This window comes from Sorangium sp. So ce1153 (assembly GCF_051521595.1).
In the GTDB taxonomy this organism is placed as follows: Bacteria; Myxococcota_A; Polyangia; order Polyangiales; family Polyangiaceae; genus Sorangium.
In genome coordinates, this window is the sequence record NZ_CP150361.1 from 2222255 (window position 1) to 2247767 (window position 25513).

A 25513-nucleotide genomic window follows, 5' to 3' on the forward strand; every position below is an offset into this window, starting at 1 on the left:
GCCGGATGACGCCGGACATCGACCGAGACGGCGGCGCGCCCGGCGAGCCGCCTGCGCCCGTGGCTGACGTGCCCGCGCCGGCGCCTGCCGCTGGCGGGCCCGCGCCCGCGTCCGTGGCTGACGCGCCCGCGCCTGCGCCTGCCGCTGGCGGTTCTGCGCCTGCCGCTGGCGGGTCTGCGCCCGCGCCCCCCGCCGGCCGCCCGCGCGCGGCGCGCCGGGCTGCTCTTCGTCGCCGCCGCCGTCGCCGCCTCGCCGCGCTCGCGCTCCTCGCCTCGCCGGCGCTCTGGTTCCTCGTCGCCGACGTGCTGCGGCGGGGCCGCCACATGGCCACCTTCGACCGGCTGCACGCGGCGGGCTACGTCGCGACAGTGGCCGTGTCGCTCGGGTTCTGGGGCGTCCTGCTCTATGTCGCCTCGGGCCGCCGCGGCGCCCTGCGCGGCGTCACCGGCGGGCTTTTCGTCGTGCTCTTCACGCTCGCTTGCGGCGTGCAGGGGGGCTTCCACGCCCTCTACAACATCTACTGTTCCATCGACTCCCAGATCCACTCCCAGTCGATCCCGTGGTCGATCGTGGGCACGCTCCCGCTCGCGAACCCCCGCGTGGTCGCCCATTTCGCCGTCGCGCTCGGGCTCGCCCTCGGGGCGCTGCGGCTCGCCCGCCGCCTCGTGCGCCCGCGGCGGCTCCGGCGGCGCGTCGCGGCGGCGGTCGTGCCCCTCGCGCTGGCCGGCGTGACGATGATCCCGGTGAGCTACCGGGTGATCCAGTCGTCGTCGGCCGACATGATCTACTTCCACGGCGTCACCGCGGTGGTGAAGGAGCACCTCGGCATCACCGACGAGTCGCCGGATCTGCGCGTCCAGCGCCGCGACCCGGAGCGCGTTCCCCCGCTCGCCGCGCGGCCCGCCCGGCCGCGGAACGTGGTGCTCATCCTGCAGGAGAGCCAGCGCGCGGACGTGACGTGCGTCGAGTACGACCCGGGCTGCCAGCAGGCGACGCCGTTCTCCAACGCCGCCGCGCCTCGCCGCATGCCGCTCTTGCAGATGCGGGCCCACGACTCGACGACGGCCATCTCGATCTCGAACATCTGGTCTGGCGTGCCGCCGACAGAGAGCATGGAGGTGCTCGGCTCCGCCCCGCTGCTCTGGCATTACGCCCACGCGGCCGGGTGGGACACGGCGTACTGGACGAGCCAGAACCTCATGTTCGGGAACGCCCGGCTCTACGTGCAGGACATCCCGGTCTCGCACCGCGTCGTCGCGACCCAGCTCGATCCGGGCGCCGACCTCGATTACGGCGCTTACGACCGGCAGCTCACGGATCGCGTGATCGAGGAGTGGGGCGAGCTCGTCGAGCCGTTCTTCGCGGTCATCCATTACTCGAACATCCATTTCCCGTACGTGAGCGATCCGCTTCATTCGCCGTTCCAGCCCAGCGAGCTGAGCAAATCGCCCGACAAGAACGAGCACTTCTTCAACTACTACAAGAATGTCGTTTACCTGTCGGACATGGCGGTTGGCCGGCTCATCGAGCACATCCGCGGGACGCCGAGCGGTGAGCACACGGTGCTCGTGTACACGTCGGATCATGGCGAGTCGTTCCGGGAGCACTGGCAGCTCGGCCACACGAGCTCGCTCTGGGACGAGGAGATCCTGGTCCCGGCGTGGATCGACGCGCCGGAGGGGACGCTCGCCCCGGAGGAGCGGGCGAGCATCGCCGGCGCGAAGGAAGCGTTCGTGTGGCACCTCGACCTCGCGCCGACGTTCCTCGATCTGATGGGGCTGTGGGACGAGCCGCGGCTCGCGCCGTTCCGCGCCCGGATGGTCGGGCACCCGCTGACGCGGCCGGAGCGCACGGTCGCGCCGGTGCCGCTCACGAACTGCACGTGGGTATGGGGCTGCGCCTTCCGCAACTGGGGGATGATGCAGGGGCCGCTGAAGATCGAGGCGCGCGAGTGGGACGGCGAGTTCCACTGCTTCAACGTGCTGGACGACCCGCTCGAGCTGACCAACCTGGGAGAGCAGGCGTGCGCGCCGCTGCCCGACCTCGGGCGGGCGCTCTTCCACGAGATGCCGAACGTGACGCCGCCCGGGAGGAAGCCGGTCGACTGGGGCGGGTGATCCTGGGGAGAACGGGTGTATAAGCTCACCCATGATCAACCTTGAGAAGTTGTCCCTCCTGAGTGCGCGGCAGCGCAGGTCGGGCGCGGCGTGGCGCCGCGCCGGGGTGTTCGCGGCATCGGCGGCCGCAATGTCGCTGTCGAGCTCTCTGGCGCTCGCCGGGCAGTTCGTGGTGCTCGACGAGACCTGGGACCACCTGCCCACGCTGGCGGACTCCCACTACCGCGTCGATCCGCCAGCGTCGGCCCCGACCAACTGGCGCAGCCCGGCCGATTACACGTCCGGCACGGCTTACTTGCACCTGGAGGTGCTCACCAAGCCGACCGACGAGCCGACGAAGTTCCAGGTCTGCTTCGAGGCGACGCCGACGTACGCCTGCACCGAGCAGTCGCCGACCTACACGACGACGGGCGTCATCGACTGGGAGTCGCCTTTCTCGGGGTTCTGGTCGCCGGAGGGCGAGTCGGTGGACTGGAGCCAGGGGATCCGCCAGATCGCGGTCATCCTGAAGGACACCGAGAACGGCAAGCCCTCCGCGGACAACGTCGGGGCAGACCGGGCCGCGCGGTTCATGCCGACCCGGGTGCGCATGGTGGTGACCATCGTTGAGCCGGGCAGCGAGTATGTCCCGCCGGGGCCCGCGGATCCGGGCGCGGGCGGCGGCGGCGCGGGCGGGGAAGGGGCCGGCGGCGCTCCGACCGAGCCCGGCGCGGGAGGGGCGGGCGCCTCCACCAGCGCCGGCAGCACGGGCGGCGGGGGCAGCGCGGCGGCGGGCACGTCGGGGACCGGCGGCGGCGAGCCCACGGGGCAGACCCCGGAGCCCGGCGCGAGCGACGACGATGGCGGGTGCAGCCTCGCGCCGGGCCGCACGAGCGCGGGGTTCGCGGTCTGGCTGTCGCTGGCGGCCGCGGCGTTCTTCGCGCGATCCCGCCGGAGGTCCTGAGGGCCGGCAGCCAGGCCCCAGGGCGAAGGGGAGGACGAGCTCACCCGCGAAGACGTCGGACACTCCTCACTCCCGAGCCGGCCGACGACCCGTGCGAGAATGTGCGGCGTGACCACGTCGCCGCAGAAGCCGCGCAAGGATCCGCGCCAGGAGCGCTCGCGCAGCACGGTCGACGCCATCCTCGAGGCCGCCGGTCAGCTGATCGAGCGCCAGGAGGAGGCGAAGCAGAGCCGTGTATCGACCACGCACATCGCCGAGCGTGCCGGGGTCAGCGTGGGCTCGCTGTATCAGTACTTCCCCAACCGTGAGGCGCTGGTCGCGGCGCTCTTGCGCCGCTTCGTGCAGAAACGCTTCGCCGAGATCCGCCGGGTGCTCGACGAGGTCGAGCCGCTCCCGCTGGACGCGGCGTTGCACCGGCTGGCCGGCCGGCTGATCGAGCTCGAGCTGGCCCACGCGCGCGTGACGAAGGCGCTCATGAAGTGGTTCGTGCGGGTGGGCGACTTCGATCTGATCGCCGACGCCGATCGCGAGGCCGAGGCCGCGCTGGCCGAGCTCCTGGTGCGCATCCGGCCCAAGACCCGCGCGGTGGATCCGCAGCTCGGCGGCTTCTTCCTGTTCCACGCAATGCGAAACACCCTGGGCATGGCGGCCTTCCGCGAGGGCGACATGCTGCGCGCGCCGGCCGCGCAGGCCGAGCTCACCCGGCTTTTGCACGGCTATTTGCGGCCCGACTGACCGCCGCTGGCGCGCGCGGGCGCGGCGCCGGGAATGCGAATGGGCGGCGCCGGCTGCGCTGCCTAGATCGAGGCGCATGCGTTCCTTCGAATGGGTCACGCGCGCCGAGCCACACCGCGCGCGCAGGCGCCGTATCTTGCGCGAGCACCCCGAGATCCGCGCGCTGTTCGGCTACGACCGGCGCACCGTCGCGGTCACGCTGGCGGTGGTGCTCGCGCAGCTCGCCGTCGCCTGGTCGCTCGGCGCGTTCGCCGCGCGCTGGTGGGTGGTCACGCTCGCGGCGGCGACGTTCGGCGCGGTGCTCTCGCACTGGTGCGCGATGGCCATCCACGAGGCGGCGCACGATCTGGCCGCGCGCCGCGTGCGCTCGAACAAGCTGCTGGCGCTGATCGCCAACCTGCCGATGGTGCTGCCGGCGGCGATGAGCTTCCGCCGCTACCACCTCGCGCACCACGCGCTGCTCGGTGTGGCCGGCGAGGACACCGATCTGCCGCGTTCGCTCGAGGTGCGGCTGATCGGCACGGGCCGCGCGCGCAAGCTCCTGTGGCTGTTCTTCTACGTCGTGGCCTACCTGGGCCGCGCCGCGCGCTTCGCCAAGCCGCCGAGCCGCGACGAGTGGATCAACCTGGCCATCCAGCTGCCCGCCGCGTGGCTCTCGTGGCGCCTGCTCGGCGCGCCCGGCTTCACCTACTTGCTGCTGTCGACCTTGATCGGACACAGCCTGCACCCGGTGGCCGGCCACTTCGTGCACGAGCACTACGTGTACGCGCCCGAGCAGGAGACCTATAGCTACTATGGGCCGCTCAACCACGTGACGTTCAACGTGGGTTACCACGTCGAGCACCACGACTTCATGAACGTGCCCGGCTGGCGCCTGCCCGCGCTGCACCGCATCGCCAGGCGCCACTACGACACGCTGGTCTCGCATCGCTCGTGGACCTGGGTGCTGTGGCACTTCATCACGGACCCAGCCATGGGCCCGCACGCCCGCATCGTGCGCTCCCGCGCCGTCCATGATGGCGCCGTGAGGCGGTCGAGCGAGGTTGGCGCTGGCGCCAGCGATGGATGAGCGCGGAAGCCGATCCAGAGGACGTGGACGGAGAGGTCGCGCACGGCCCCGGCGTCGAGGAGCCGCGCGCGACGCCGGCGAGGCGCGGGGAAACGTGGGCATGGGCTGGAGACCCAACCCGGAAGGGCTCATGGGGCCGGGCACCCCGGCGAGATCAGCCGCCTTGACGCCCGCCGACCGCGGGCGCAGGGACCGCCGCCGCCTCGGGCGCCGTCGCGCGCTTGTAGCGGCGGAGCGCCGATTCCCCGATCGTCCGGGTCGCGGCGGTCGCGGCGAGCGCCCCTGTCGCCACGGCGAAGACCGGGTTCATCGTCGCCACGAGGACAGCCGCCGGAGCGGCGGCGCTGGCAGCGCAAGTCGCCACCACGGCCATGAGCTCCTTCACGCGGTCGGACTCGTCGATGTCCTTCCCGAAGAGCAGCGCTATCTCGAGGATCAGGTAAAGGTGCATCCTGGTGAGGATGGATGTGCCGGCGACGAACCCCAGGCCTTCGTACATGACGCCGAACCCGGGGAGGATGGCGGGCGTCTGGACGACGCCGCCCGCGGCGAACGCGATCGCCGCGGTCGATGCGATCAGGTGGCGCGCCTGCTGCTCGGGTGACTCGTCCGGATACATGCGCCGCACGCGGTCCGCCACCTGGCGGATACGGGATTTTCGGAGCCTCAGGACGAAGTAGAGAAAATCATCGGTGAACAGGCTCTGCTGACCCGCATGCTGCTGCGCGACTGCCATGGGTTGCTCCTTTACAGGCCGCCACAGGGACGCCTCGAACGGATGGTGTCCTGACCAGGAGAACGTCGGCGCGACGCCGTTCCTCTGCGCGCCGGCGGCGATCGCTGCCGCAGGGCGCCGTGGAGTGCTCTGGCCGAGATCCGCCTGGCTACTTCTCTCTCATGCTCGGCCGCCGTGCGAGAGCTGTACCGGTTCTCGTCCACCGCTCCTCCTCTCTTCCTGGTCCCGCGTATCGAGGAAGCTCGAAGCGGCTCCGTCCGGTGAGGGCGATCGAGCCGCGGACCACCCGGCCCTGCAGCACCGATCGACGCGGGCAGAGGGAGCCTGGAACGGAACCTGTCAGCTCAGGAGAGCTGAGCGCGACCTGAACTGCCGCTAGAAGCCCCGGAATGCCGAGCGCACGAAGGAGGCGCTCTGCTGCCTCACGGGCACAGGAGTCGAAGAGGTGCTCCGCACCGCTGACGAGCGCCGGCGGGCAAGCGCCGCCACGAGCCGCCGCCGCCGCCTCGTCAGCCCCCGAGGGCCACGAGCGCCGCCACGAGCCGCTCGATCTGCTCGGGCGCGAGCCCGCTCTCCGCCAGGTCGTCGCGGGCCTTGGCCAGCACGGACTCGCGCGTGAGCCCGCGGGGCAGGCGCACGAGGAGAAAGGCCATCCGCGCGGTGATGCGGGCGATGGCCGGGCGCAGGTCGTCGTCCAGCGAGAAGGCCGGCTCGCTCGTCTCGGGGGCGGCCAGGGCGCGTCGCTCGACAGCCTTGGCGCTCTCGATCTGGGCCCGGAAGAAGGCGTCAATGGCGTCGTCGGCCGGGGGCGGCGCGCCGCGCGCGGCGGCGGCCTGGAGGACGGCGGCCCTCCCGGCGGCGAGCACGCGGGCCTCCTGCGCCTGGTCCTCGATGGCCCTCCCGGCGCGCCGCTTGGCGGCGGCCACCAGGGGCATGAGCGCGAGGCGCTCGGCGGTGGCGCAGAGGAGCGCGTCCACGGGCAGCGCGGTGGGCCCGCCTCCACCGGGGCCGAGGTGGAGCGCGCGCAGCTGCCCCAGCGCGCCGCGCTCCTCCTCGGCGAGCAGCCAGGTGTCCAGCTGCGCCGCGAGCTCGGGCCGGTCGGCGCGCACGTAGAGCGCGACGACGTCGCGGGTCAGCGGCCCGATCCGCTCGATGCGGTCGAGCCCCTCGGCCCAGCGCGGGGCCTCGAAGGTGTTGGTCATGGCCGCGTCCGCGTCGCCGCGGGCGAGCGCCTCGCGCACCGCGGCGTTGTCGGGGATGGCGACGACCTGGGCGCGGCGCAGGAAGCTCCGGGCGACGCGCTCGAGGTGACCGCCGCGGTTGACCGCCACGCGCAGCTCGGGCCGGTCCAGCGCGCGCAGCGCGGCGCGGGCGCCCTCGAGCCCGAGCCCTGGGCTGCCCGCGGGCGCGGCCCACGCCGGGCGCCGGAGGAGCAGGACGGCGCCGCCGCGGGCCACCGGCACGGTGAAGCGCCCGGCGAGGGAGCGCTCCGGGCGCACGGTGATGCCGTCGGCCGCGAGATCGAAGCGCCCGGCGCGCAGGTCCCCGACGAGATCGGCCCAGCGGAAGCGTGTCCAGGAGAGCGCGAGCCGCTGCTCTGCGGCGAAGCCCCCGAGGAGCGCGGCGGAGAAGGCCTCGGCGTGGTCATCCTTCCAGACGCTGAAGGGCGGGTAGTCGCCGCTGGTGCCGGCGCGGAGGGAGGCCGCCGCGGGGCGGGAGCTCGCGGCCGCCCCCGCGTCCGGCGCGGCGGCGGCGGCAGGCGCGGCGGAGACGGCAGGCACGGCGGAGGCGGCAGGCCCCGCGGAGGTGGCCCCGGCCGGCCGGGCGGAGACGGCCCCCTCCGGACGGGCACACCCCGCCGCGGCGAACCCGAGGACCAGGGCCAGCGTGAGCCGCGGGCCCGCCGTGCGTCGCGAAGGCCGGCCTGGGGAGCGTGGCGCGCGGAGAGCGCTCGTCATGAGGGCGCGGAGGATACTCCCGGCGGCCGGTCAGGCGGGAGGATTTCAGTCGGTGTCGTCGCGCTGCCGCCGTGCGCTCGCAGCAGGCGACGACGTTCTGCCCGGCCTCGGCGTGGCGCTTCGCAGGCGAGTCGGCGGGAAAGCGGAGCACGCGCCGGATCATGACGCCTGTAGAGCTGCTTGCGCGGCTCTCGACGCTTGTTCCCCCGCCGAGGTACCCTCTTGTCCGGTATCATGGACTCTTTGCACCCTCTGCGAAGCGCCGGAGTGCCGTGGTGCGCAGGCCAGACAGGCCAGAAAGGCCAGAGCGGACTCGTGAGAAACCTTCTGTCACCTGAAGAGAGCGTGGTGGTTCGCCCTTGACATCCTCGAGTCGTTTTGCTCTTCCTCCAAGCGGGAGACCTCGAATGAAGATTGGAATACTCGGTTCGGGCAGCGTCGGGCAGACCCTGGGGCGCGCCCTGGTGGAGAAGGGACACTCGGTTCGCATCGGCACGCGCGATCCGCTCAAGCTCGAGTCGTGGCGAGCCGAGGTCGGCGCCGCGGCGTCCGTCGGCAGCCCCGCGGAGTGTGTGCAGTGGGCCGAGCTGATCGTGCTCGCCGTGCACGGGACCGCTGTCGAAGCGGTGCTGGAGAGCGCGGGCGTGCCGCACTTCTCCGGCAAGATCGTGGTGGACGTCAGCGACCCGCTCGACTTCAGCGGCGGTCGTCCGGGGCTGTTCGTCGGCACGACGGACTCCCTGGGCGAGCGCGTCCAGCGCTGGCTCCCGGACGCCAAGGTGGTCAAGGCGTTGAACACGGTGCTCGCGGCCGTGATGGTCAATCCGGGCTTGACGGGTGGAGATCCCGATATGTTCATCGCGGGCAACGACGCCGACGCGAAGTTGGTCGTGGGCGGTCTGCTGGAGTCCTTCGGTTGGCCCGTCATCGACATGGGCGATATCGAGAGCGCGCGCTGGCTCGAGGCGCTCAGCCTGCTGTGGGTCGTCCACTCCCACCGCACCGGCAAGATTCACCACGCCTTCAAGCTCGTCGGCAAGTAGGGCGCGCCAGGCGTGGGGGCTGCCGGGCGCTCGGTCGCTCGTCATCGACCGGCTTCTCTGGCGGGACTGTCCCGCGCGGGCGAACCGTCGCGACCCGTGGGATCCGCCGGTCGCTGGTTGTCCGACATCTGAGCTTCGCGATCCCGCACTCTCTACAAGTTCCCGGACCCCCGCCGCCTCTGGTAAGGTGCTCTCCTCGGGAAAAGCGCGCCTCGGTGCCGTGTGCGCTCTCGAGATCCATGAAAGGACGTGGTGCTCCATGCGCGACCTGACTCGTAAGCTCTTCCGCCCTGCGCTGATTCCTCTCCTCGCGATGGGCTGCGCTGTCGTCCAGGGCCTGTCGGGCTGCGCCCCGGCGGATACGGCCTCCGCGGAGGACACGCACGTCCGGCACGTGCTCGTCACCCAGGCGAACATCGACCAGCTCCCGCCGGGCGAGCGCCTCGTCCTCGCGCTCGACGCCGAGGCGGTCGTCTACCACATTCAGCTCGATCCGCCGCTCGACGTCGATCGCGTCGTGCTCCGCTCCGGTCCGCTCGAGGCCTCGCTGCGCGACGCCCTGGACGCGCTGCGGGCGCGCCACCTCGATCCCTTCGCGGCGGCCGACGGCCGGCTCGTTCTGGCCGGCGATCCGGCGAGCTTCGACGCGCTGAGCCGGGCCGAGCTGGAAGAGCTCCGCCGGGTCGGCTCGCTCTCGGCTCGTGCGGGCAGCGCCCCCCGGCCCGCGCCCCAGACGATCGACCCCGATCCGTGCGGCGAGGAGACGCGCTATGCCCGTGTGGACCTCGGTGAGCTCCGCCTCTGGGGCTCGCAGGTCACGCTCGACTGCGGGCCGCCGCCCCGGCCTCCGCTCTGGGCGAAGCTCTTCGGCGACAGCCAGGACCAGGCCCCCCACGCCGTCGCCGTCGACAGCGCGGGCAACGTGGCCATCACGGGCTCCTACATCCACGGGATCGACTTCGGCGGCGGCGCGCTCCCGCAGGCGCGCTTCAACGATGCCTTCGTCGCGATGCTCGACGCCGCCGGCAACCACCTCTGGAGCAGGGGCTTCCCCAGCCCACAGGGCTCTTACGGCAACGGCGTCGCCATCGACGGCGCGGGCAACGTGCTCATCGCCGGCGAGTTCTCCGGCACCGTGGATCTCGGCGGCGGCCCCCTCACCAGCGTGGGGACGAGCAGCATCTTCCTGGCCAAGCTCGATCCAGCGGGCAACCACCTCTGGAGCAAGCGCTTCGGGGCGGTCGGAGGACGCAGCGGCTCGCGCACGATCGCGGTGGACGGCGCGGGCAACGTGATCCTCGCCGCGGTGAGCTCGGGCGGAGCCATCGACCTCGGCGGCGGCCCGCTGCCGTCCGCGGGCGATTACGACGCCCTCGTGGCCAAGCTGGATCCAGCGGGCAATCACCTCTGGAGCAAGCGCTTCGGCGACGCGAGCTTCCAGGACGGGGAGGGCGTCGCCGTCGACGCGTCGGGCAACGTGAGCTTCGTGGGGCTCTTGACCGGACAGGCAGACTTCGGCGGCGGCGTCTTGACCAGCGCCGGGCAGAACGACATCGTCGTGGTGAAGCTCGATCCTCTGGGCAACCACCTGTGGAGCAAGGTCTTCGGCGACGCCGACGATCAATACGGCATAACCATCGCCTCGGACGCGTCCGGGAACGTCGTCGTGGGCGGGTGGTTCCTCGGTACCGTCGACTTCGGCGGCGGTCCGCTGGTCGCGAGCGGGCTGAACGACGGCTTCGCGGCGATGCTCGACGCGAGCGGGAACCACGTGTGGAGCAGGAGCATCGGCGGCGGCGGCAACGACGCGGTGATCTCCGTCGCCCTGGACGCCACGGGCAACGCGGCCGTGCTGGGGTCGTTCGAGGGCGTCGCCGATCTCGGGGGCGGTCCGGTCCCGAGCGCCGGAGCCAACGACATCTTCGTCGCCAAGTACGACGGCGCCGGCGGCCACGTGTGGAGCAGCCGCTTCGGCGACACGGCGGTGGCGTACGGCGGCGTCGCCTTCGACGCAGCAGGCGACGTCTACGCCGCCGGGGAGCTGTACGGCAACGTCGACTTCGGCAGCGGCCCCATGACGTCCGCCGGCGGCCTCGACGTGTTCGTCGTGAAGCTCGGCCCCTGAAGCCGATCGCCCGACCGAGCCGGGTCGGGCTGGTGCCGCGCCGATCCCGAGGTCCCAGAACTCCGCGGCGACGATGAAAGATGACTCGATCCTCATCGCGGGCGGCAAGGACGCGGCGGTGTTCTCCAACTTGCCCGCCATCACGAGCGTGCAGCGCTTCGGGCGATGTAACTAGCCCTGACGCGCCCGCGCCGCCGTGCGCACCCTGCGCAGGCATCCTCTCAGCGAGCTGACATAGCACGGGCGCCGCGCGCCCCTGGCGCAATCACCGGGCGCGCCGCGCGGCGTCCCGTCATTTGTTGAATTTGAGCGGGATCATCCCGATCGTCTCGCCGTGGCCGAATGCGGCGCGCCCCGTGCGGAGGGCGAACTGGGAGCTGCTGTCGAGGAGCTGGAGGACGTCCTGCTCATAGTCGTAGACCTCGAGATCCACCTTGCCGCCGCCGAGCATCAGGCCGGGCTTCAGCTTGATGTAGGTGGCGTTGTGGCGAGACTGGAGCATCCGGATCTGCTCGTCGGAGATGTCGAGGTTCAGCTCGAGGTGGAACGCCTTGAAGTCCGAGGCTCCGTGCGTGTGCGACGCGTCGCCGACGAGGGCGACGTAGGCGCCGACGTCGAACAGGGCCTGGATATCGGAGCGCTGGAGCGTTTCATAGACACGGTACCCCGACATGATGTGTTCCTCCCTCGCGCGAAGGCGCGCTGGCGATGCTACCGGCCAGCAACACGGGCGGCAAGGGCCAGTCGTTCCCGCGTGCAGGACGATGGCAACCTGGTGGTCTACCTCCAGGGCAATCCGATCTGGTCGAGCCGCGGCTGAGCGGATAGGCGCTTCACGTGCGGCGACGCCTTGCCGGCCTCCTGAAAGGCCGCAAGGCGCCGCTGCGCGCGCGATTGGGGGGCGCGGCCGCGCCCCGTCATCCCCAGCAGAGGCCGTTCACGCTCGGCGGCCGCATCGTGAGCTCTCCCTCTCTCACCTCGATGACGCGCACGTGCCCACCGGCAGACGGTATCAGGCCCGCCGTCGCATCGGTTCACCGAGCTGATCTCGTCCGTGCATTTCCGGCCGCACCCGCGGCTCCGCGGCGCCGAGCCGGGCGAGGAGGGAGCGCGCGCAAGGCAGGATCACGGCGGACATCGCCTCGCGCCGCACTGCCTGGGATTCAAGCGGGGACAGCCGGCCATGGTGTCGCATGACCGGATCGGACGGCGCGCCAGCGCAGGCCCCGACGGCGAGCACGCGCGCGGCCTCCTCTTCGAAGGCGCATGTGACGGCGGCGTGCACCGAGCCGCCCCCTTCGGCGATGGCCCACGCCACGAACTGCCACGACAGCCCGGCGTGCATGGCTTCGTCCGTCGCGATCTCGGCGAGGGCCGCCCGGACCGCCGGATCGCCCGCGCCCTCTTCCGCCGCGCGCGCGATGAGCGACGCCATCGTCTCGCCGACGCAGCCCTCGCGCACGGCCGCCTCGGCAATGGCCGCCAGATCGATGCGATCGAGCCCGCCCTCCACGGGCAGCGCCGACGGCCCGACCGCGGCGCCCGAATACGCCTCTGCGAGCGCGAAGCACAGCTCCGCATGGCGGATCTCGTCGGCCATCGCCTTCTGCGCGCCGCGCACGAGCCGCGCAGGCGCGCCCACGGCCAGGAGCTCCAGGGCGAAGCGCGCGAACGAAGCGATCGACGCGTGCTCGAACGACGCGTCCGCGAGCCACGCTGCTGCCAGGGCGCGGCGCGTCTCGGGAGCGAGATCGCGCGTGCACGGCGAGAGCTCTGCGCGCCAGTCGTCCCGCGCGCACACGCCCGCGACTCGGGCCACCCCCTCGACCGTGAAGGGCCTTCCGCACTCCGACATATCGAACAGGTCGTAGTCGATCACCCTCGCCACGTAGCAGCACTCGCTCGCATCGGGATCATGGCCGCAGGGCACATCCCACAGCTCCGCGAAATGATCGTGCTGCACCGGCGGCCCACCTCCGATACCATTCGAGCCACATCCCCATAACACGCGCCGCCCGATCGTCGAGAGCACGGTCGCATCGTCTGCCGGCGCGCAGGCCGCGGGATCGCCGCCGATGCACACGTACTCGAGGTGGTTGCCCACATACTGCTCTTCCCACCGCGCCGACGCTGCATCGGTGATATCGGCGGGGGAGCATTGCGCGAGGAATGCGCTGCCGTCACCGTTCTCGCCGCCTCCGGTACCGCCGCTGCCGCCGCTGCCGCCGCTGCCGCCGGCACCGCCGCTGCCGCCGCCGTCTTCGCTGAAGCCGTCGCACCCTGCGCTCAGGACACCGAGCCCGAGGAGGCCCAGGAGGTAATTCGCGAGGATTCTTGATGCGCGAGAAGAGTTGTGGGTCATGGCTGCCTGTCTTTCTGTGCCAGCTGTGCCATTGTGAGTCGCGTTGTGCGGCTACGAGGGGTGTGCCGCGCGCGACGTGACCGTCACTGCAGCAGGCGTACCAGCTTCGAATGCGGAGGATGCCTGGCTCCCGAACACGCGTGTAAGCCTCGGGCGCGGCGTCGGCATGGAGACGCTCACCGGCGAGCTCACCTTCGCCATCCTGAACCGCGCGGCGGCCGAGCGATTGCTCGGCGGCCCGCTCCCCGAGGCGTGGCGCCGCCTCGCCCGCCGCTTCGCCCGCGACCGGGGCGAGGGCGGGCCGGGTTGAACGGCGCGGCGCCGGGCTGAACGCGCAGCGCCGGAACGGCGGCTCTCTGTCGAGGTCCGGCCACCACCACGCCCGAGGCCGCGCGGCTGGTCATGCGGGATCGAGCGCTGCCGGCGGTGCGAGCCAGGGGAAGACGACCCGCACCGGCGCGGGTAGGCCAGGGCCCAGCCCGCAGTAGACCAGGGCCCAGCGCCGCAGCTGCCCGTTTCGGTTGAATCGGCTGCCCCCCTGGGCCAAAAGCCCGCCATGGCTGCCTTCCGACACGTCCGCGGCGCGCCCGCGCTCTCTCCGTTTCGTACCGACAAGCGCCTGACCGAGCTGAAGCAGCGGGTGCCCGAGGTGGTCGGGCTGGGGAGCCGCTGGATCTACCTCGTGCACTCGCGGGCCTCGCTCGACGAGCGCGGCGAGCACGTGCTGTCGCGTCTCCTGGACGACGACGCGCTGGCGCAGGGTGCGGGCGGGTCGGACGAGGACGAAGGTCAGCTCGTGCTGGTGGTGCCGCGCTTCGGCACCCTCTCGCCCTGGAGCTCGAAGGCGACGGACATCGCCTGGGCGGCGGGGCTCGCTGCGGTGCAGCGGATCGAGCGGGGCATCGCTTACTACGTGCGGGCGTCGCGGCCGCTGACGGGCGAGGAGCTGACGCGCGCGGCAGGGGCGCTGCACGATCGGATGACCGAGTCGGTGGCGTTCGACCTGGCGGCCGGTCAGGCGCTATTTCGCGAGGAAACGCCGCGGCCGCTCTCCCGCGTGCCGGTGTCGCGCGAGGGGCGGCTCTCGCTGACGCGCGCCAACAAGGAGCTCGGCCTGGCGCTGGCCGAGGACGAGATCGACTACCTGCTAGCCGCGTTCACCGAGCTGAGGAGGGATCCGAGCGACGTCGAGCTGATGATGTTCGCGCAGGCCAACAGCGAGCACTGCCGGCACAAGATCTTCAAGGCCGACTGGGTGATCGACGGCGAGGTGCAGGGGCTCTCGCTGTTCAAGATGATCCAGAACACCTTCGCGGTGACGCCGCACCATGTCTTGTCGGCGTACAGCGACAACGCGGCGGTCATGGAGGGGCTCGACGCCGAGCGCTTCTTTCCGCAGCCGGGGGCCGGCGCGCTCTACGAGGCGCGGCGCGAGCCGGCGCACGTGCTGATGAAGGTGGAGACCCACAACCATCCCACGGCCATTTCGCCGCATCCCGGCGCTTCGACGGGCAGCGGCGGCGAGATCCGCGACGAGGGCGCCACGGGGCGAGGCGCGAAGCCCAAGGCCGGGCTCACCGGTTTTTCGGTGTCGAACCTGCGCATTCCCGGCTTCGAGCAGCCCTGGGAAGCCGAGTCGATCGGCAAGCCCGATCGCATCGTCTCGGCGCTCGACATCATGATCGACGGGCCGCTCGGCGGCGCCGCCTTCAACAACGAGTTCGGGCGTCCTGCCCTGGCCGGCTACTTCCGGACCTTCGAGCAGAAGGTGCCGGGCGACGGCAGCTCGGCCTCCAGCGTGCGGGGCTATCACAAGCCCATCATGCTGGCGGGCGGGCTCGGCAACGTGCGGCCCGAGCTGGCGCTGAAGAAGACCTTCTCGGCCGGGGCACCCATCGTCGTGCTCGGCGGGCCGGCCATGTTGATCGGCCTGGGCGGCGGCGCGGCGTCGTCGATGGCTTCGGGGTCGTCGTCCGCCGATCTGGATTTCGCTTCGGTGCAGCGGGACAACCCGGAGATGCAGCGGCGCTGCCAGGAGGTCATCGATCGCTGCAACGCCCTGGGCGCCGATTCGCCCATCCTCAGCATCCACGACGTGGGCGCGGGCGGCCTGTCGAACGCCTTGCCCGAGCTGGTGCATGACGCGGGCGTGGGAGGGCGCTTCGAGCTGCGCCGTGTGCCCTCGGTCGAGCCCGGGATGTCGCCGCTCGAGATCTGGTGCAACGAGGCGCAGGAGCGCTACGTGCTGGCGCTGGACGGCTCGCGCCTCGAGATCTTCGAGGAGATCTGCCGGCGCGAGCGCTGTCCGTACGCCGTGGTCGGTCATTCGACGGCGCAGAAAGATCTGGTGCTCGACGACGCCGCGCTGGGCGGCCAGCCGATCGACATGCCGCTCTCGGTCTTGCTCGGCAAGCCGCCCAAGATGACGCGCGACGTCCGCAGCCTGCCCTCGCCCAGGCAGGCGCTCGACGCCGCCAAGCTGCCGCTGCGCGAGGCCGTCTATCGCCTGCTGCGGCTGCCCACGGTAGCCGACAAGTCCTTCCTCATCACGATCGGCGACCGCACCATCACCGGCCTCGTGCACCGCGATCAGATGGTCGGGCCCTGGCAGGTGGCCGTCGCCGATGCAGCGGTGACGCTGGCCGACTACACGGGTTACGGCGGCGAAGCCATGGCCATGGGCGAGCGCACCCCGCTCGCCGTGCTCGACGCTGCGGCCTCGGCGCGCATGGCGGTGGGCGAGGCGCTCACCAACCTGGCGTCGGCTCCGATCGAGAGCCTCGAGCGCGTGAAACTGTCGGCGAACTGGATGGCAGCCGCCGGCGCCCCCGGCGAGGACGCCAAGCTCTACGAAGCCGTGAAGGCGGTGGGCCTCGAGCTGTGCCCGGCGCTCGGCCTCGCCATCCCCGTCGGCAAGGACAGCATGTCGATGCGCACGGTCTGGGACGGCGGCCAGAAGAGCGTCGTCGCTCCCATCTCGCTCATCATCTCGGCCTTTGCCCGTGTGCCGGACGTGCGCGGCGCGCTCACGCCCCAGCTCCGCACCGACGCCGGGGACACCGTGCTCGTGGCCGTCGACCTCGGACGCGGCAAGAATCGCCTGGGCCTCTCGGCGTTCGCCACCGTCAGCGAGCAGGTGGGCAACAGCGTGCCGGACGTCGACTCGCCGGCCGATCTGCGCGCCTTCTTCGAGACCGTGCAGCGCCTGCTGCAGCGGGGGCTGGTGCTCGCCTACCACGATCGCTCGGACGGCGGTCTGTTCGTCACCTGGGCCGAGATGAGCTTCGCCGGGCGCGTCGGCGCGGAGCTGTCGCTCGATGCGCTGGCGCCGGACGTCTCGCTCCCGGCCGCTCAGGCTGCCGCCTTGTTCTCGGAAGAGCTGGGCGCGCTCCTGCAGGTGCGTGCCCAGGACGCGCCCGAGGTCATTTCGACCTTCGCCCGCGCCGGTCTCGAGGGAGCCGTGCACATCGTCGGCAAGCTCCGCAGCGACGATCGGCTGGTGGTGACGGCGGGCGGCCAGATCGTGCTCGACGAGCCGCGCGTGGACTTGCGCCGCGCCTGGTCCGAGACCAGCTATCGCATGCGAGCGCTGCGCGACAACCCCGAGAAGGCCCGCGAGGAGTTCGACGCGCTGCTCGACGCCGGGGATCCGGGCCTCTCGCCGCATCTGCCCTTCGACGTCGAACAATCGCTGTCTCGTCCGCTGATCGAAGCCGCCAGCGAACGGCCCAAGGTGGCCATTTTGCGCGAGCAGGGCGTCAACGGTCAGATCGAGATGGCCGCCGCCTTCCATCGCGCCGGCTTCGCCGCCCACGACGTGCACATGAGCGATCTGATGAGCGGCGCCGTGTCGCTCGAAAACTTCCGCGGCCTGGCCGCCTGCGGCGGTTTTTCCTACGGCGACGTGCTCGGCGCCGGCATGGGTTGGGCCCGTTCGGCGCTCTTTCACAGCGAGACGCGCGAGGCCCTGTCGGCCTTCTTCGCGCGTCCCGACACATTCGCCCTCGGCATCTGCAACGGCTGCCAGATGATGGCCGGTCTCAAGGACATCATCCCCGGTGCCAAGCACTGGCCGCGCTTCGTCAAGAACCGCTCCGAGCAGTTCGAGGCCCGACTCGCCCAGGTCGAAATCCTGGAGAGCCCCTCGGTGCTCCTGCGCGGCCTGGTGGGCGCGCGCCTGCCCGTGGCCGTGGCCCACGGCGAGGGTTATGCCCACTTCGCCACGGACGCCGATCGCCGCGCGGCGCGTGTGGCGGCCCGCTGGGTGGACGGCCGCGGTCAGGTCGCCACGCGCTACCCTGCCAACCCCAATGGCTCGCCCGACGGCATCACCGGTCTCACCACCGACGACGGCCGTGTGACGATCCTCATGCCGCACCCGGAGCGCATCTTCCGCGCCGTGCAGCACAGCTGGGCTCCCCCCGAGTGGTCGGAGCGCGGCCCCTGGCTGCGCCTCTTCGAGAGCGCGCGGGCGTTCGTGGGCTGAGGGTGGAATCGCTGCTGAAGATGTACGTCGGCGAGCACCCGAGCTTCCGGCGGGCGGCCTATCGCGCGGGGCGGTGTGAGGAGCTCTGGGAGAAGATCGAGGCGATCATCGGGCGCGCCCCGCGATAGCGCGGCGCGGTCTCCGGGGAGCCGGCGCCAAAACGAGGCTGCGGATCGTATTCGATGCTGAGCTGGATGGAGCGAGCGCCGTCCTCGCCGGCGATCTCCGCCACGAGGGTGAGCGCGAAGTCGATGCCTGCGGTGACGCCGCCGCCCGTGATCACGTTGTCGACGCGAGCGGCGGGCTCGACGGCTCGACCGCCGACGGCGCGGCCGTGAGGCAGTACACGTGCAACGGGGGCAACAACCAGCCGTGGGAGAGCTGGTAACGCAACGCCCAGGTCCAGTCCTGGCGCCGTCCGTTGCAGCCGATGGACCTCCTGCAGCGTCAGGGGATGGGGCCACCTTCACGCCACAGCCTGCGGGAGTGAGCGCCCCGCGCCGTGGCGGTCCTTCGCGGCGCCAGGACGACTTGAGCGAATCTGGCGCAAGTCGGCCCGGTCTTGCGCAACCTGGGCCTCGTTGCTGAAGCTCCTCTGCGCCGACGAGCACCGGAGCGCCGGCGCTCCGGGGAAGCGCGCCGCCCACCCGCATGGCCTCGAGGTTGCTATGCGGCGAAGGAGCGCTCGGCGCGCGCTCGCGAGCCGAGGCGTTGTCTCGTGCGCGAGGGCGCCGCCCGTCGCGGTGCGACACCTGCTTACCGGAGTATCATGACAAGAATCACTGCGTTCTCGCTCGTGCTGGCTACCAGTGGTCTCGTGCTCGCTTCCCGTGCAGGCGTGGCCCAGGCGGCTGCGCCGTCCGCCCAAACCCTCGTATGGAGCGATCCGTACGATCAAGCGTACTGGTCGCGGCCGCACAACACATACCAAAAAGAACAATTCGATCACCTCGACTACGCCCTCTGGGACGGTTTTTACGCCCTCGAGCTCGACATCCACGAGTACAAGTCCGTGGGCGGCCTCCGCCAGTTTCCGGTCAAGCACGACTCGGGCGGCGGCGACACCAACAACAACTGCACCTGGGGCGCGGGCGGGTACTTGCGCGACTGCCTGAACGACATCCGCAACTGGAGCGACTATAACCCGTATCACCCCCCGATCTCGGTGCAGATCGACCTGAAGGTCGGGTTCATCGGGGACGCCTGGCGCGACGAGCAGTTCGACGAGCTGCACCGGCAGGTCGCCGAGGTCTTCGGTGACAAGCTGTACCGGCCCAATCAGCTCCGCATGCGGACCACGCCCGCATACGACAGCCTCCGCGCGTCCGTCGCGATCAACGGCTGGCCGTCGCTCGCCGAGCTGCAGGGCAAGGTGCTCGTCTTCATCATGGGCGGCCCGCTGCTCGACAAGAACGATACGCAGGAGAACTATGTCCGGCGCTACCGCGGCGACGCGAACTTCTTCGTCTGTCCGAACGCCAACAACCCCGACGACTTTTACTATTACGGGAATGCCGAGGATTTCGACGAGTACGAGACGAACAAATGGGTCGTCTGCGGCAACGTTGGCTCACCGAAGTACTGGAAGGACATCGCGGCGGCCTCTCACGCGAACCGTCAGCTCATGAACCTGTGGGAGAGCGGCATCGAGTACGACGAGTTCTCGAGGATGTACCGGGCCGTCGGCTGGGGCGCGTCGATGATCAGCCGCGGCAACAGCGACACCTTCGGCGGCAAGCTGCCGCTCAACGGCCGGCGCCGGTCGGTGCCGGTCGAGTTCTCGATCGCCAACGAGGGCAACAACAAGTGCGTCGACGTCCGCTACGCGAGCTACAGCAACGGCTCTGACGTCATCCAGTACTCGTGCACCGGCGCGACCAGCCAGCGCTGGATCTACAGCGACGAGGGGCAGCTCCGCGCCAAGGGGGACCCCGATTACTGCTTCGATATCGAGGGCGGCGACGGCGATCTGGAGGACCGGTACCACCTCTGGGACTGCGACGGCGGCGAGAGCGAGAAATGGCGCCTCACGCCGGAGGGGTTCTGGGTGGGCATGAACGGCCGCTGCATGGATGTGCCTTATGGCAGCACGTCGAACAACGTCCGGCTCTGGCACTACGACTGCAACCAGAGCACGCCCCAGAGGTTCTACCTGAGCTGGTGAGGACGCGCGGGACCGCGGCTTGCTGGCCTCATTGGGGTCAGGCTCGGCGCGACGTGCTGAGTGCCAGTCCCGGCGCGGGAGCGCCAGCGGGGAGCCCGACGGCGAAGGGCGCGATCCGCCGGCGCCGGCGTCGATGATCTCGATGCGAGGGCGGCCCCTTCCGCGGTCGAGGCGGGGCGACACCCCGGCGCGCTACTGGCGGGGCAGGATGTCCTCCAGCGCGATCTCCAGCCTGCGCTCGATGGTCGGATCGTCGAGCGCGGGCGTGATCTCCTCGGGCACGACGCGCGCGCGCGTGATGACCCGCGCATAGATGAAGGCGTCGCGCGCGCTCGGAGGGGCCTTGTCGCGGAGGCAGGAACGCAGCAGCTGGTACGCCCTGCCCTTCATGACACCTCTGCGGCCCGCGTGCGCTCGACGGTGGCGATGTTCCGGCGCACCGCGGCGGAAGCGGTCTCGTGCGCCGCGAACGCGTCCCGCACCACATCGGGACGATGGTCACGTCGGCCGGGGTGAGGCCAGCCTCGGCGAACCGCGGTCGACGTCGATTGCCATGAACGTGCTTTACCCTTGACGCTCGCTCGACAGCTCCGCGCGAACCGCGAGGCGCCCTGGTACACTGGCTCGCGCTCGGACTGGCACACATCGTATGAGCCAATCTGAGCCGCGCGTCCGGGGACTCGCCCACAGGATCGCGCGAATCGCAGGGATTTCAGGTTGGTTCGCGAATTGCTCTTGGCGGTGCTCGCAACGGTGACCGTGGCAGGCGTGGCACGCCCTGCCGCTGGTCCCGAGCGTCAGCTCAGGAGGATACGAGAATGACCAGCATGTTCAGGGGGTTCGGGGCATTTGCGGCGGCAGGCGCGTTGTTCGCGTTCGGTACCGGCGGTTGCGCCTCGCCTGCGGGCGATGACGCAGAGCTCGGATCGATCAGCCTGCCGCTCGCGGCGGAAGCGAATTCTGGGGCGCGGTACCAGCTTCGCAACGCCACGTTCCAGATCTGGAGCGACTACTACTGGTACGGCGCTACGGGAGCGGGAGGAGAAGGCGGCTTCTCCACCACGGGCACCGCCGCCGGCACCACCTCCGGCGTCACCACCACCAGCACCGTCGGCGGTGGGGGTACCGGCGGCACCACGTTCTTGACGATCAACTCCGAGGACGGAGATCCCGACGCGAGCTCCATCACCGTCGACCTGGAGCGGGGTCCGTACAACGTCAGTCTGCTCCCAGGCTGGCATTTCGAGAAGATCGAAGGCGGCACCGCGACTCCCGTCGAGGCCACGCTGCTCTCGTCGCAGTCGTTCTACGTCTACGTCTCGCCGCACTCGACGACCTGGGCTCAGTACCGGTTCGGTATCGGGGACCGCGCGGTGTGGCTCAACGGCAAGCTGAACATCGGCATCGACGTCTACGAAGATCCGGACGATTACTACGGCGGCTACGGCGGCTACGGCGGCTACGGCGGCGACGGCGGCGCGGGCGGCGGCTGGGAAGGCGCGACCGTGTCGACCTCCACCTCTGCCGGCGTTGGCGGCGTCGGCGGCGGCGGCTGACGCTGGAGCGGGGCGCTCGGCGAACCCGCTCGTCGCTCGGCCGGAGCGCCGATAGACGTGGAACCGGCTGTCAGGCCGCCATCCTGCGCTGGATGATCTCGAGGCGCTGGATGGCGGCCTCTCGCCTCGCCGGGTCGGCTGATCAGAGGTCGCGGATCGCGAGCGGCCCGATGTAGTCGGTCTTGCCCACGTCGATCCCGTTGTGCCGGAGGATCGAGTACGCCGTGGTGGCGTGGAAGTAGAAGTTCGGCAGCGCGAACCCGTACACGAAGTCCGTGGCCTTCAAGCCCTTGCCCGGCAGGAAGGCGAGCGGGATCGTGCGGTCCTCCGCGCCCTGGAACTGCTCGGGACTCAGCGCCTTGACCTGCTCGAGCGTCTTGCCGATGCGCGCGCGCAGCTCCGCGATCGTCTCGTCTCCCGCCTGGAGCGCCGGCGGCTCCGCGCCGGCGAGGAGCGCGCTCAGCCGCAGCGGCCAGGCGATGACGCCCTGGATCTGACGCCTGAGGTGCCACTGGTCGGGCGCGAGGCGCGCCGTCAGCAGCACCTCGGGGTCGAACTTCTTCTGCTCGGCGTACGCCTGCGCCTTGTCGAACCAGGTCGGCACCTGGCCGAGCATGCGCGCCATCTGGGGGAACGAGCTGTCGTAAAGGCTCATGATCATCTCCTCGGCAGCGAGTGCAGCCGGCGCTGCTGGTCGCCCCGCGGCCTCCGTGCGTCAACCCCGCGCGCGCCGCCCCTGCTCCGCAGGGCTCGGCGGCGTGGAGAGGTGGTCGATCCGAGGACGAGTGACGCCCGCCACGGAGCCCCGAGCGGCGGTGTCGCCCGGGGCTCCGCAGGTCGCCTCGAAGGCGCTCAGTTCAGCGAGTGGAACACGCCCGCCGTGTCGAGCGTCCACATCTGCGGATCCATGCCGGGGATATCGGAGGTCCGGATGTAGATGAGCCGGACACCCTTCTCCTCCAGCTCGGCGAGGAGCGCCGGGTCGACGCCGGGCTCGAGGCGGGGCTCGAAGATGAAGTCCTCCGAGAAGTTGTGGTGCGCCGGGTGGTACGTCTGCGCGTGATAGCCCTTGAGCACGATCGGGCTGCTCGTCAGCCCCTCGATGCGCGTCTCCACCCACTTGTGCATCGGCGCCGTGTACCCCGCCGTCGGGCCCGTGGGGGGGGGCGGCCAGTAGAAGGACGTCCGCACCTCGACGCCGGACGGCGACGAGAGCGAGCGCTCCTGGAGCAGCGCGCCCTCGACCGGCGGACCGTCCGCAGGGCAGACGTCGAGCCGCACCGTCTCCGACGTCACCTCGACCGGCGTCTCGTCCCATTCAAGCGCCGGCACGGGCGTGGCGTACTCCGCGCTGAGGACCAGCTCGAAATCGCTCAGCGAGACCAGCGGGCCCACCGACGGCGGGAGCAGCTCCGGCACGGGCGAGGACGCGAGCGCGTACGTCACCCGCGCGGCCCCGTCGCCGTCCACGAACGAGTCCGTGGCGGTCCCCTCGGCGTACGCGTGCGACGCGCCCGGCCACGCCGCCGGGCTCCCCGTCAGCGTCGCCACCGCGCCGCCGGAGAGGTAGTCGAAGCCCGCGTCGTCGAAGAGCGTGCTGGCGAGGACCGCCGGCGTGAGGAACGCGCTCTTCGTCGACAGGCGCGCGCGCACCTTGAGCCGGTGGTTCGCGAACACGTTGCCGAACTCGCCCTGGAACGTGCAGAGCTCCCGCGGCTCGTCGAGCAGGAACGGCGTGAGGCTCGGCGTCGTGTCCGGCAGCGACACCTCGCGCACCTGCTTCACCACGAGCTCTCCGGGCCTCATCTTCTTGAACTCGTAGTCGAGCAGGTAAGTCGTCTTCTCCGGGTGCACCTCGACGAACCGCCGCTCGACGCGGCCGAGCAGGTCGGCGAGCTCGCGGTATTCGCTCTCCCACGCCATCACGTGAGCGCCGAGCGGCACGAGCGTCGAGCCGGAGCGGAGCTGGACGTACGTCTCGCCGTCATAGCTGTTCACGATCACGACCTCGGGCAGCGCGCCGCCCTCCGGGTTCGTGACGGAGGTCGCCCCGACCTGCGTCACGAGCTTGATCTCGTCCGAGGGGGGAACGCCGCGCGAGAGCGTGGCGACCCCGTTGGCCAGCTCGTCCTCGTCAGGATAGGAGTAGTGGACGAGGACCCCCATCCCGACCTCGTCCTCGTTCACGCCGTAGAGGAGCCGGGCGAGGTAGGCGTTGTCGTTGTAGAAGCTCGCGTACACCTTGCGGATCGCGCGGAACACGCCGCGCTCGTTCTCCTCGCCGGCCTCGCAGAGGCTCGGCCCCGCCGCGTCGGCGTCCTGGTCGTCGGCCAGGCAGCCGCTGTAGCTGTCGTAGAGCCCGGCGCCCGTGAAGACGGCGCTGTCCTCCACGTTCGTCGAGCTCCGGAACCGGATCTTCCTCGTGGGCGTGAAGCCCGCGAGCGCCGCCTCGACCGCCTGCCGCTGCGCCGCGGTGAAGTCGGCTTCCTTGGTGATCCGATCCCGGATCGCCGCGAGGTCGGCCTTGAGCGCCTGCATGTCCGGCGGGTAGCTGTAGCCAGCGAGGCGCTCCGCGATCTCGGCGCGCAGGGTGCCGCCGCCGGGCATGACCTGGTCGAGGAAGTCGTCCCAGAGATCGAAGGACAGCGCGACGGCGACGTCGGAGCTCTCCGGGATGGCGTCCCGCAGCAGGCCGTAGTTCGCGGCCTTGCCCCCGAAGTGGACGATGTCCGCGGGGCCGAGATCCTCGGTGGATCCGGAGTAGGCGCCGAGCGGCTGCTTCGGCTGTAGCCCGAGATCGCCGGGCTGCTTCAGCGCGAGGAGCTGGTCGCGGTCCGCCGGCGCGATCCTCCCCTCGGCGTCGAGGAGCGCGGCGCGGCACACGACGTCCCACTGGAGCGACGCCCGCAGCGCGACCTCCTGGCCGTCGAGCCCCTTCGCCCGCGCGGCGGCGGCCGGATTGCCGATGTACACGAACGGGATGCCGAACGAGGTCGCCAGCAGGGCGGTGTGCGCGTTCGGGGTCGAGGGCGACAGCGAGATGATGCCCGCCACATAAGGCACCTCCGCGGGGATGGAGTCGGTGAGGAGGATGTCCTCGGCCCGGAGCTCGCCGCTCGCGTAGGCGGCGTCGATCATGTCCGGGGGGACGTACCGGAGCCGGCCCAGGGCCCAGCCGGTCGAATAGCACTGGTCGCCGTTCAGCCACCGGTCGACCGAGCTCACGGGGAACCCGCTCTCCGCGAAGAACGCGCTGTTCTCCGCGGCCGATGCGGCCTGCTCGTAGGTCGGGAAGTAGAAGGGCTGCGCGCCGCCGGGCGCGTCGATGCTGTCCTTCACGAGCTGGAGGACGACGCGCGCCACCTCGGGGTCGTAGGCGTCCTGCCGGACCAGCTGGATGCCGTACTCCGGCTCGACGTACGAGTTCGGGGAGACGAGCACGGCGCCGAGGATGGCCTCCTGTCCTTCCTCGTGGAGCGAGACCCTGTCGAACTCGTCCTGCGACATGCCGAAGAAGGGGTCGAGTCGCGCCGTGGCGAACTCGCCGTGGAAAGGGAACTTGTTGCTGTCCTGGTAATAGACCTTGGTGGGGTCGTGCATCAGCACGGTGAACTTCACCCACATCGGCCCGTCGTACGTCGAGTAAGCGAGGAAGGGGTCGAACGGGAAGCTGAGCTCGTTCTTCCAGTCCTCGGACGGGGTGATCTCGATCGGGTAGGTGTCGACGGGCCACGAGCCGCCGCCTCCCCCTTCGCCTCCGTCACCCCCACCTTCACCGCCGGTGCCGCCCGCGCCGCCGCTGCCGCCTTCGCCGCCGCTGCCGCCTTCGCCGCCGCTGCCACCGGTGGCGCCGCTGCCGCCTTCGCCGCCGCTGCCACCGGTGGCGCCGCTGCCGCCCGAGCCCCCCGACGAGCCGTCACCGCAGGCGATGAGATTCCCTGCGCTCAGCAGCGCGAGCGCAAGGCAAGCCAGTCGACCGATTCGTTGAAACCTCATGGTCACTACCGAATTACAACTACCGTGCCAGCGTCTTCGCAAAAGTTCGTCGCGCCCGGGGGCGGCGGGGCGGGGCGTCCATGTCGCGAGAATGGCGCACGCAGGCACAAACCGTGGGACGCGGGGCGCTGCGCGCAAATTTAGCGCGCGCTCGGTGCTCCAGAGCGCTGGCCAGGTCTGGGTAGAGACCGAGTGAGGCAACCAGGAGTTGCCCGAGGTGGGA

At 71.0% G+C, this 25513-nt stretch carries 19 protein-coding genes and 1 pseudogene; 12 read left to right on the forward strand and 8 right to left on the reverse strand.

Annotation, left to right across the window (positions count from 1 at the left end; all coding sequences use genetic code 11):
* Positions 1-5: 5 nt before the first annotated feature.
* The 4 genes from WME85_RS07595 (at position 6) to WME85_RS07610 (ending at position 4864) form a co-directional block, all read left to right on the forward strand.
* Positions 6-2117 carry a sulfatase-like hydrolase/transferase gene (locus WME85_RS07595; protein WP_437836564.1) on the forward strand — a complete coding sequence of 704 codons (2112 nt, stop codon included), beginning with the start codon at positions 6-8 and terminating at the stop codon, positions 2115-2117.
* Positions 2118-2148: 31 nt separating this feature from the next.
* Positions 2149-3060 carry a hypothetical protein gene (locus WME85_RS07600; protein WP_437836566.1) on the forward strand — a complete coding sequence of 304 codons (912 nt, stop codon included), beginning with the start codon at positions 2149-2151 and terminating at the stop codon, positions 3058-3060.
* Positions 3061-3168: 108 nt separating this feature from the next.
* The gene (locus WME85_RS07605; protein WP_437836567.1) at positions 3169-3795 is read left to right on the forward strand and encodes a TetR/AcrR family transcriptional regulator; all 627 of its coding nucleotides are present in this window, start codon (positions 3169-3171) and stop codon (positions 3793-3795) included.
* Positions 3796-3871: 76 nt separating this feature from the next.
* A complete protein-coding gene (locus WME85_RS07610; RefSeq protein WP_437836569.1) occupies positions 3872-4864 on the forward strand; it encodes a fatty acid desaturase in 993 nt (330 codons plus the stop codon).
* Between the two features lie 154 nt (positions 4865-5018).
* Here the strand turns inward: WME85_RS07610 and WME85_RS07615 are convergent, their stop codons facing one another.
* On the reverse strand, positions 5019-5600 hold the full coding sequence (locus WME85_RS07615) for a hypothetical protein (RefSeq protein ID WP_437836571.1): 582 nt from the start codon (positions 5598-5600) through the stop codon (positions 5019-5021).
* A gap of 509 nt (positions 5601-6109) precedes the next feature.
* On the reverse strand, positions 6110-7381 hold the full coding sequence (locus WME85_RS07620; RefSeq protein WP_437836572.1) for a transporter substrate-binding domain-containing protein: 1272 nt from the start codon (positions 7379-7381) through the stop codon (positions 6110-6112).
* 248 nt (positions 7382-7629) lie between these two features.
* Between WME85_RS07620 and WME85_RS07625 the strand changes: the two genes are divergently transcribed.
* The 3 genes from WME85_RS07625 (at position 7630) to WME85_RS07635 (ending at position 10726) form a co-directional block, all read left to right on the forward strand.
* Complete coding sequence (locus WME85_RS07625) at positions 7630-7896, forward strand: transposase (RefSeq protein WP_437836574.1); 267 nt, start codon at positions 7630-7632, stop codon at positions 7894-7896.
* A gap of 69 nt (positions 7897-7965) precedes the next feature.
* Entirely contained in the window at positions 7966-8601 is a 636-nt protein-coding gene (locus tag WME85_RS07630; protein WP_437836576.1) for an NADPH-dependent F420 reductase, read from the forward strand.
* Between the two features lie 259 nt (positions 8602-8860).
* Positions 8861-10726 (forward strand): hypothetical protein, encoded by a 1866-nt coding sequence (locus WME85_RS07635; protein WP_437836578.1) that lies wholly within the window; start codon positions 8861-8863, stop codon positions 10724-10726.
* Positions 10727-11018: 292 nt separating this feature from the next.
* On the opposite strand, the gene WME85_RS07640 is transcribed toward WME85_RS07635, so the two are convergent.
* Together WME85_RS07640 and WME85_RS07645 are read right to left on the reverse strand one after the other, a co-directional pair.
* The gene (locus tag WME85_RS07640; RefSeq protein WP_437308431.1) at positions 11019-11399 is read right to left on the reverse strand and encodes a hypothetical protein; all 381 of its coding nucleotides are present in this window, start codon (positions 11397-11399) and stop codon (positions 11019-11021) included.
* 339 nt (positions 11400-11738) lie between these two features.
* On the reverse strand, positions 11739-13088 hold the full coding sequence (locus tag WME85_RS07645) for a ferritin-like domain-containing protein (RefSeq protein WP_437836580.1): 1350 nt from the start codon (positions 13086-13088) through the stop codon (positions 11739-11741).
* Positions 13089-13254: 166 nt separating this feature from the next.
* On the opposite strand from WME85_RS07645, the gene WME85_RS07650 reads away from it, so the two are divergent.
* The 3 genes from WME85_RS07650 to WME85_RS07660 all read left to right on the forward strand — a co-directional run bounded on the left by WME85_RS07650 (position 13255) and on the right by WME85_RS07660 (position 17702).
* On the forward strand, positions 13255-13398 hold the full coding sequence (locus WME85_RS07650; protein ID WP_437836583.1) for a hypothetical protein: 144 nt from the start codon (positions 13255-13257) through the stop codon (positions 13396-13398).
* A gap of 246 nt (positions 13399-13644) precedes the next feature.
* Positions 13645-17574: a phosphoribosylformylglycinamidine synthase gene (purL, locus tag WME85_RS07655; protein WP_437836586.1), complete on the forward strand. Its 3930-nt coding sequence runs from the start codon at positions 13645-13647 to the stop codon at positions 17572-17574.
* Positions 17575-17576: 2 nt separating this feature from the next.
* Positions 17577-17702: a hypothetical protein gene (locus WME85_RS07660; RefSeq protein WP_437308434.1), complete on the forward strand. Its 126-nt coding sequence runs from the start codon at positions 17577-17579 to the stop codon at positions 17700-17702.
* A 2-nt stretch (positions 17703-17704) separates the two neighbouring features.
* Here WME85_RS07660 and WME85_RS07665 read toward each other — a convergent pair.
* Positions 17705-17860 (reverse strand): annotated as a pseudogene (locus WME85_RS07665) (DJ-1/PfpI family protein); the annotation flags it as partial.
* A gap of 483 nt (positions 17861-18343) precedes the next feature.
* Between WME85_RS07665 and WME85_RS07670 the strand changes: the two are divergent.
* Positions 18344-19738 carry a Ca2+-dependent phosphoinositide-specific phospholipase C gene (locus tag WME85_RS07670; RefSeq protein ID WP_437836588.1) on the forward strand — a complete coding sequence of 465 codons (1395 nt, stop codon included), beginning with the start codon at positions 18344-18346 and terminating at the stop codon, positions 19736-19738.
* Positions 19739-19930: 192 nt separating this feature from the next.
* On the opposite strand, the gene WME85_RS07675 is transcribed toward WME85_RS07670, so the two are convergent.
* Positions 19931-20128, reverse strand: a complete 198-nt coding sequence (locus WME85_RS07675) for a hypothetical protein (protein WP_437836589.1) — start codon at positions 20126-20128, stop codon at positions 19931-19933.
* A gap of 428 nt (positions 20129-20556) precedes the next feature.
* Between WME85_RS07675 and WME85_RS07680 the strand changes: the two genes are divergently transcribed.
* Positions 20557-21294, forward strand: coding sequence for a hypothetical protein (locus WME85_RS07680; protein ID WP_437836591.1), 738 nt, complete (start codon positions 20557-20559; stop codon positions 21292-21294).
* Between the two features lie 142 nt (positions 21295-21436).
* Here WME85_RS07680 and WME85_RS07685 read toward each other — a convergent pair whose 3' ends face one another.
* Both WME85_RS07685 and WME85_RS07690 read right to left on the reverse strand, forming a co-directional pair.
* On the reverse strand, positions 21437-21949 hold the full coding sequence (locus tag WME85_RS07685) for a DUF1993 domain-containing protein (RefSeq protein ID WP_437836593.1): 513 nt from the start codon (positions 21947-21949) through the stop codon (positions 21437-21439).
* Between the two features lie 197 nt (positions 21950-22146).
* The gene (locus tag WME85_RS07690; RefSeq protein WP_437836595.1) at positions 22147-25290 is read right to left on the reverse strand and encodes a PEP/pyruvate-binding domain-containing protein; all 3144 of its coding nucleotides are present in this window, start codon (positions 25288-25290) and stop codon (positions 22147-22149) included.
* Positions 25291-25513: the final 223 nt, after the last annotated feature.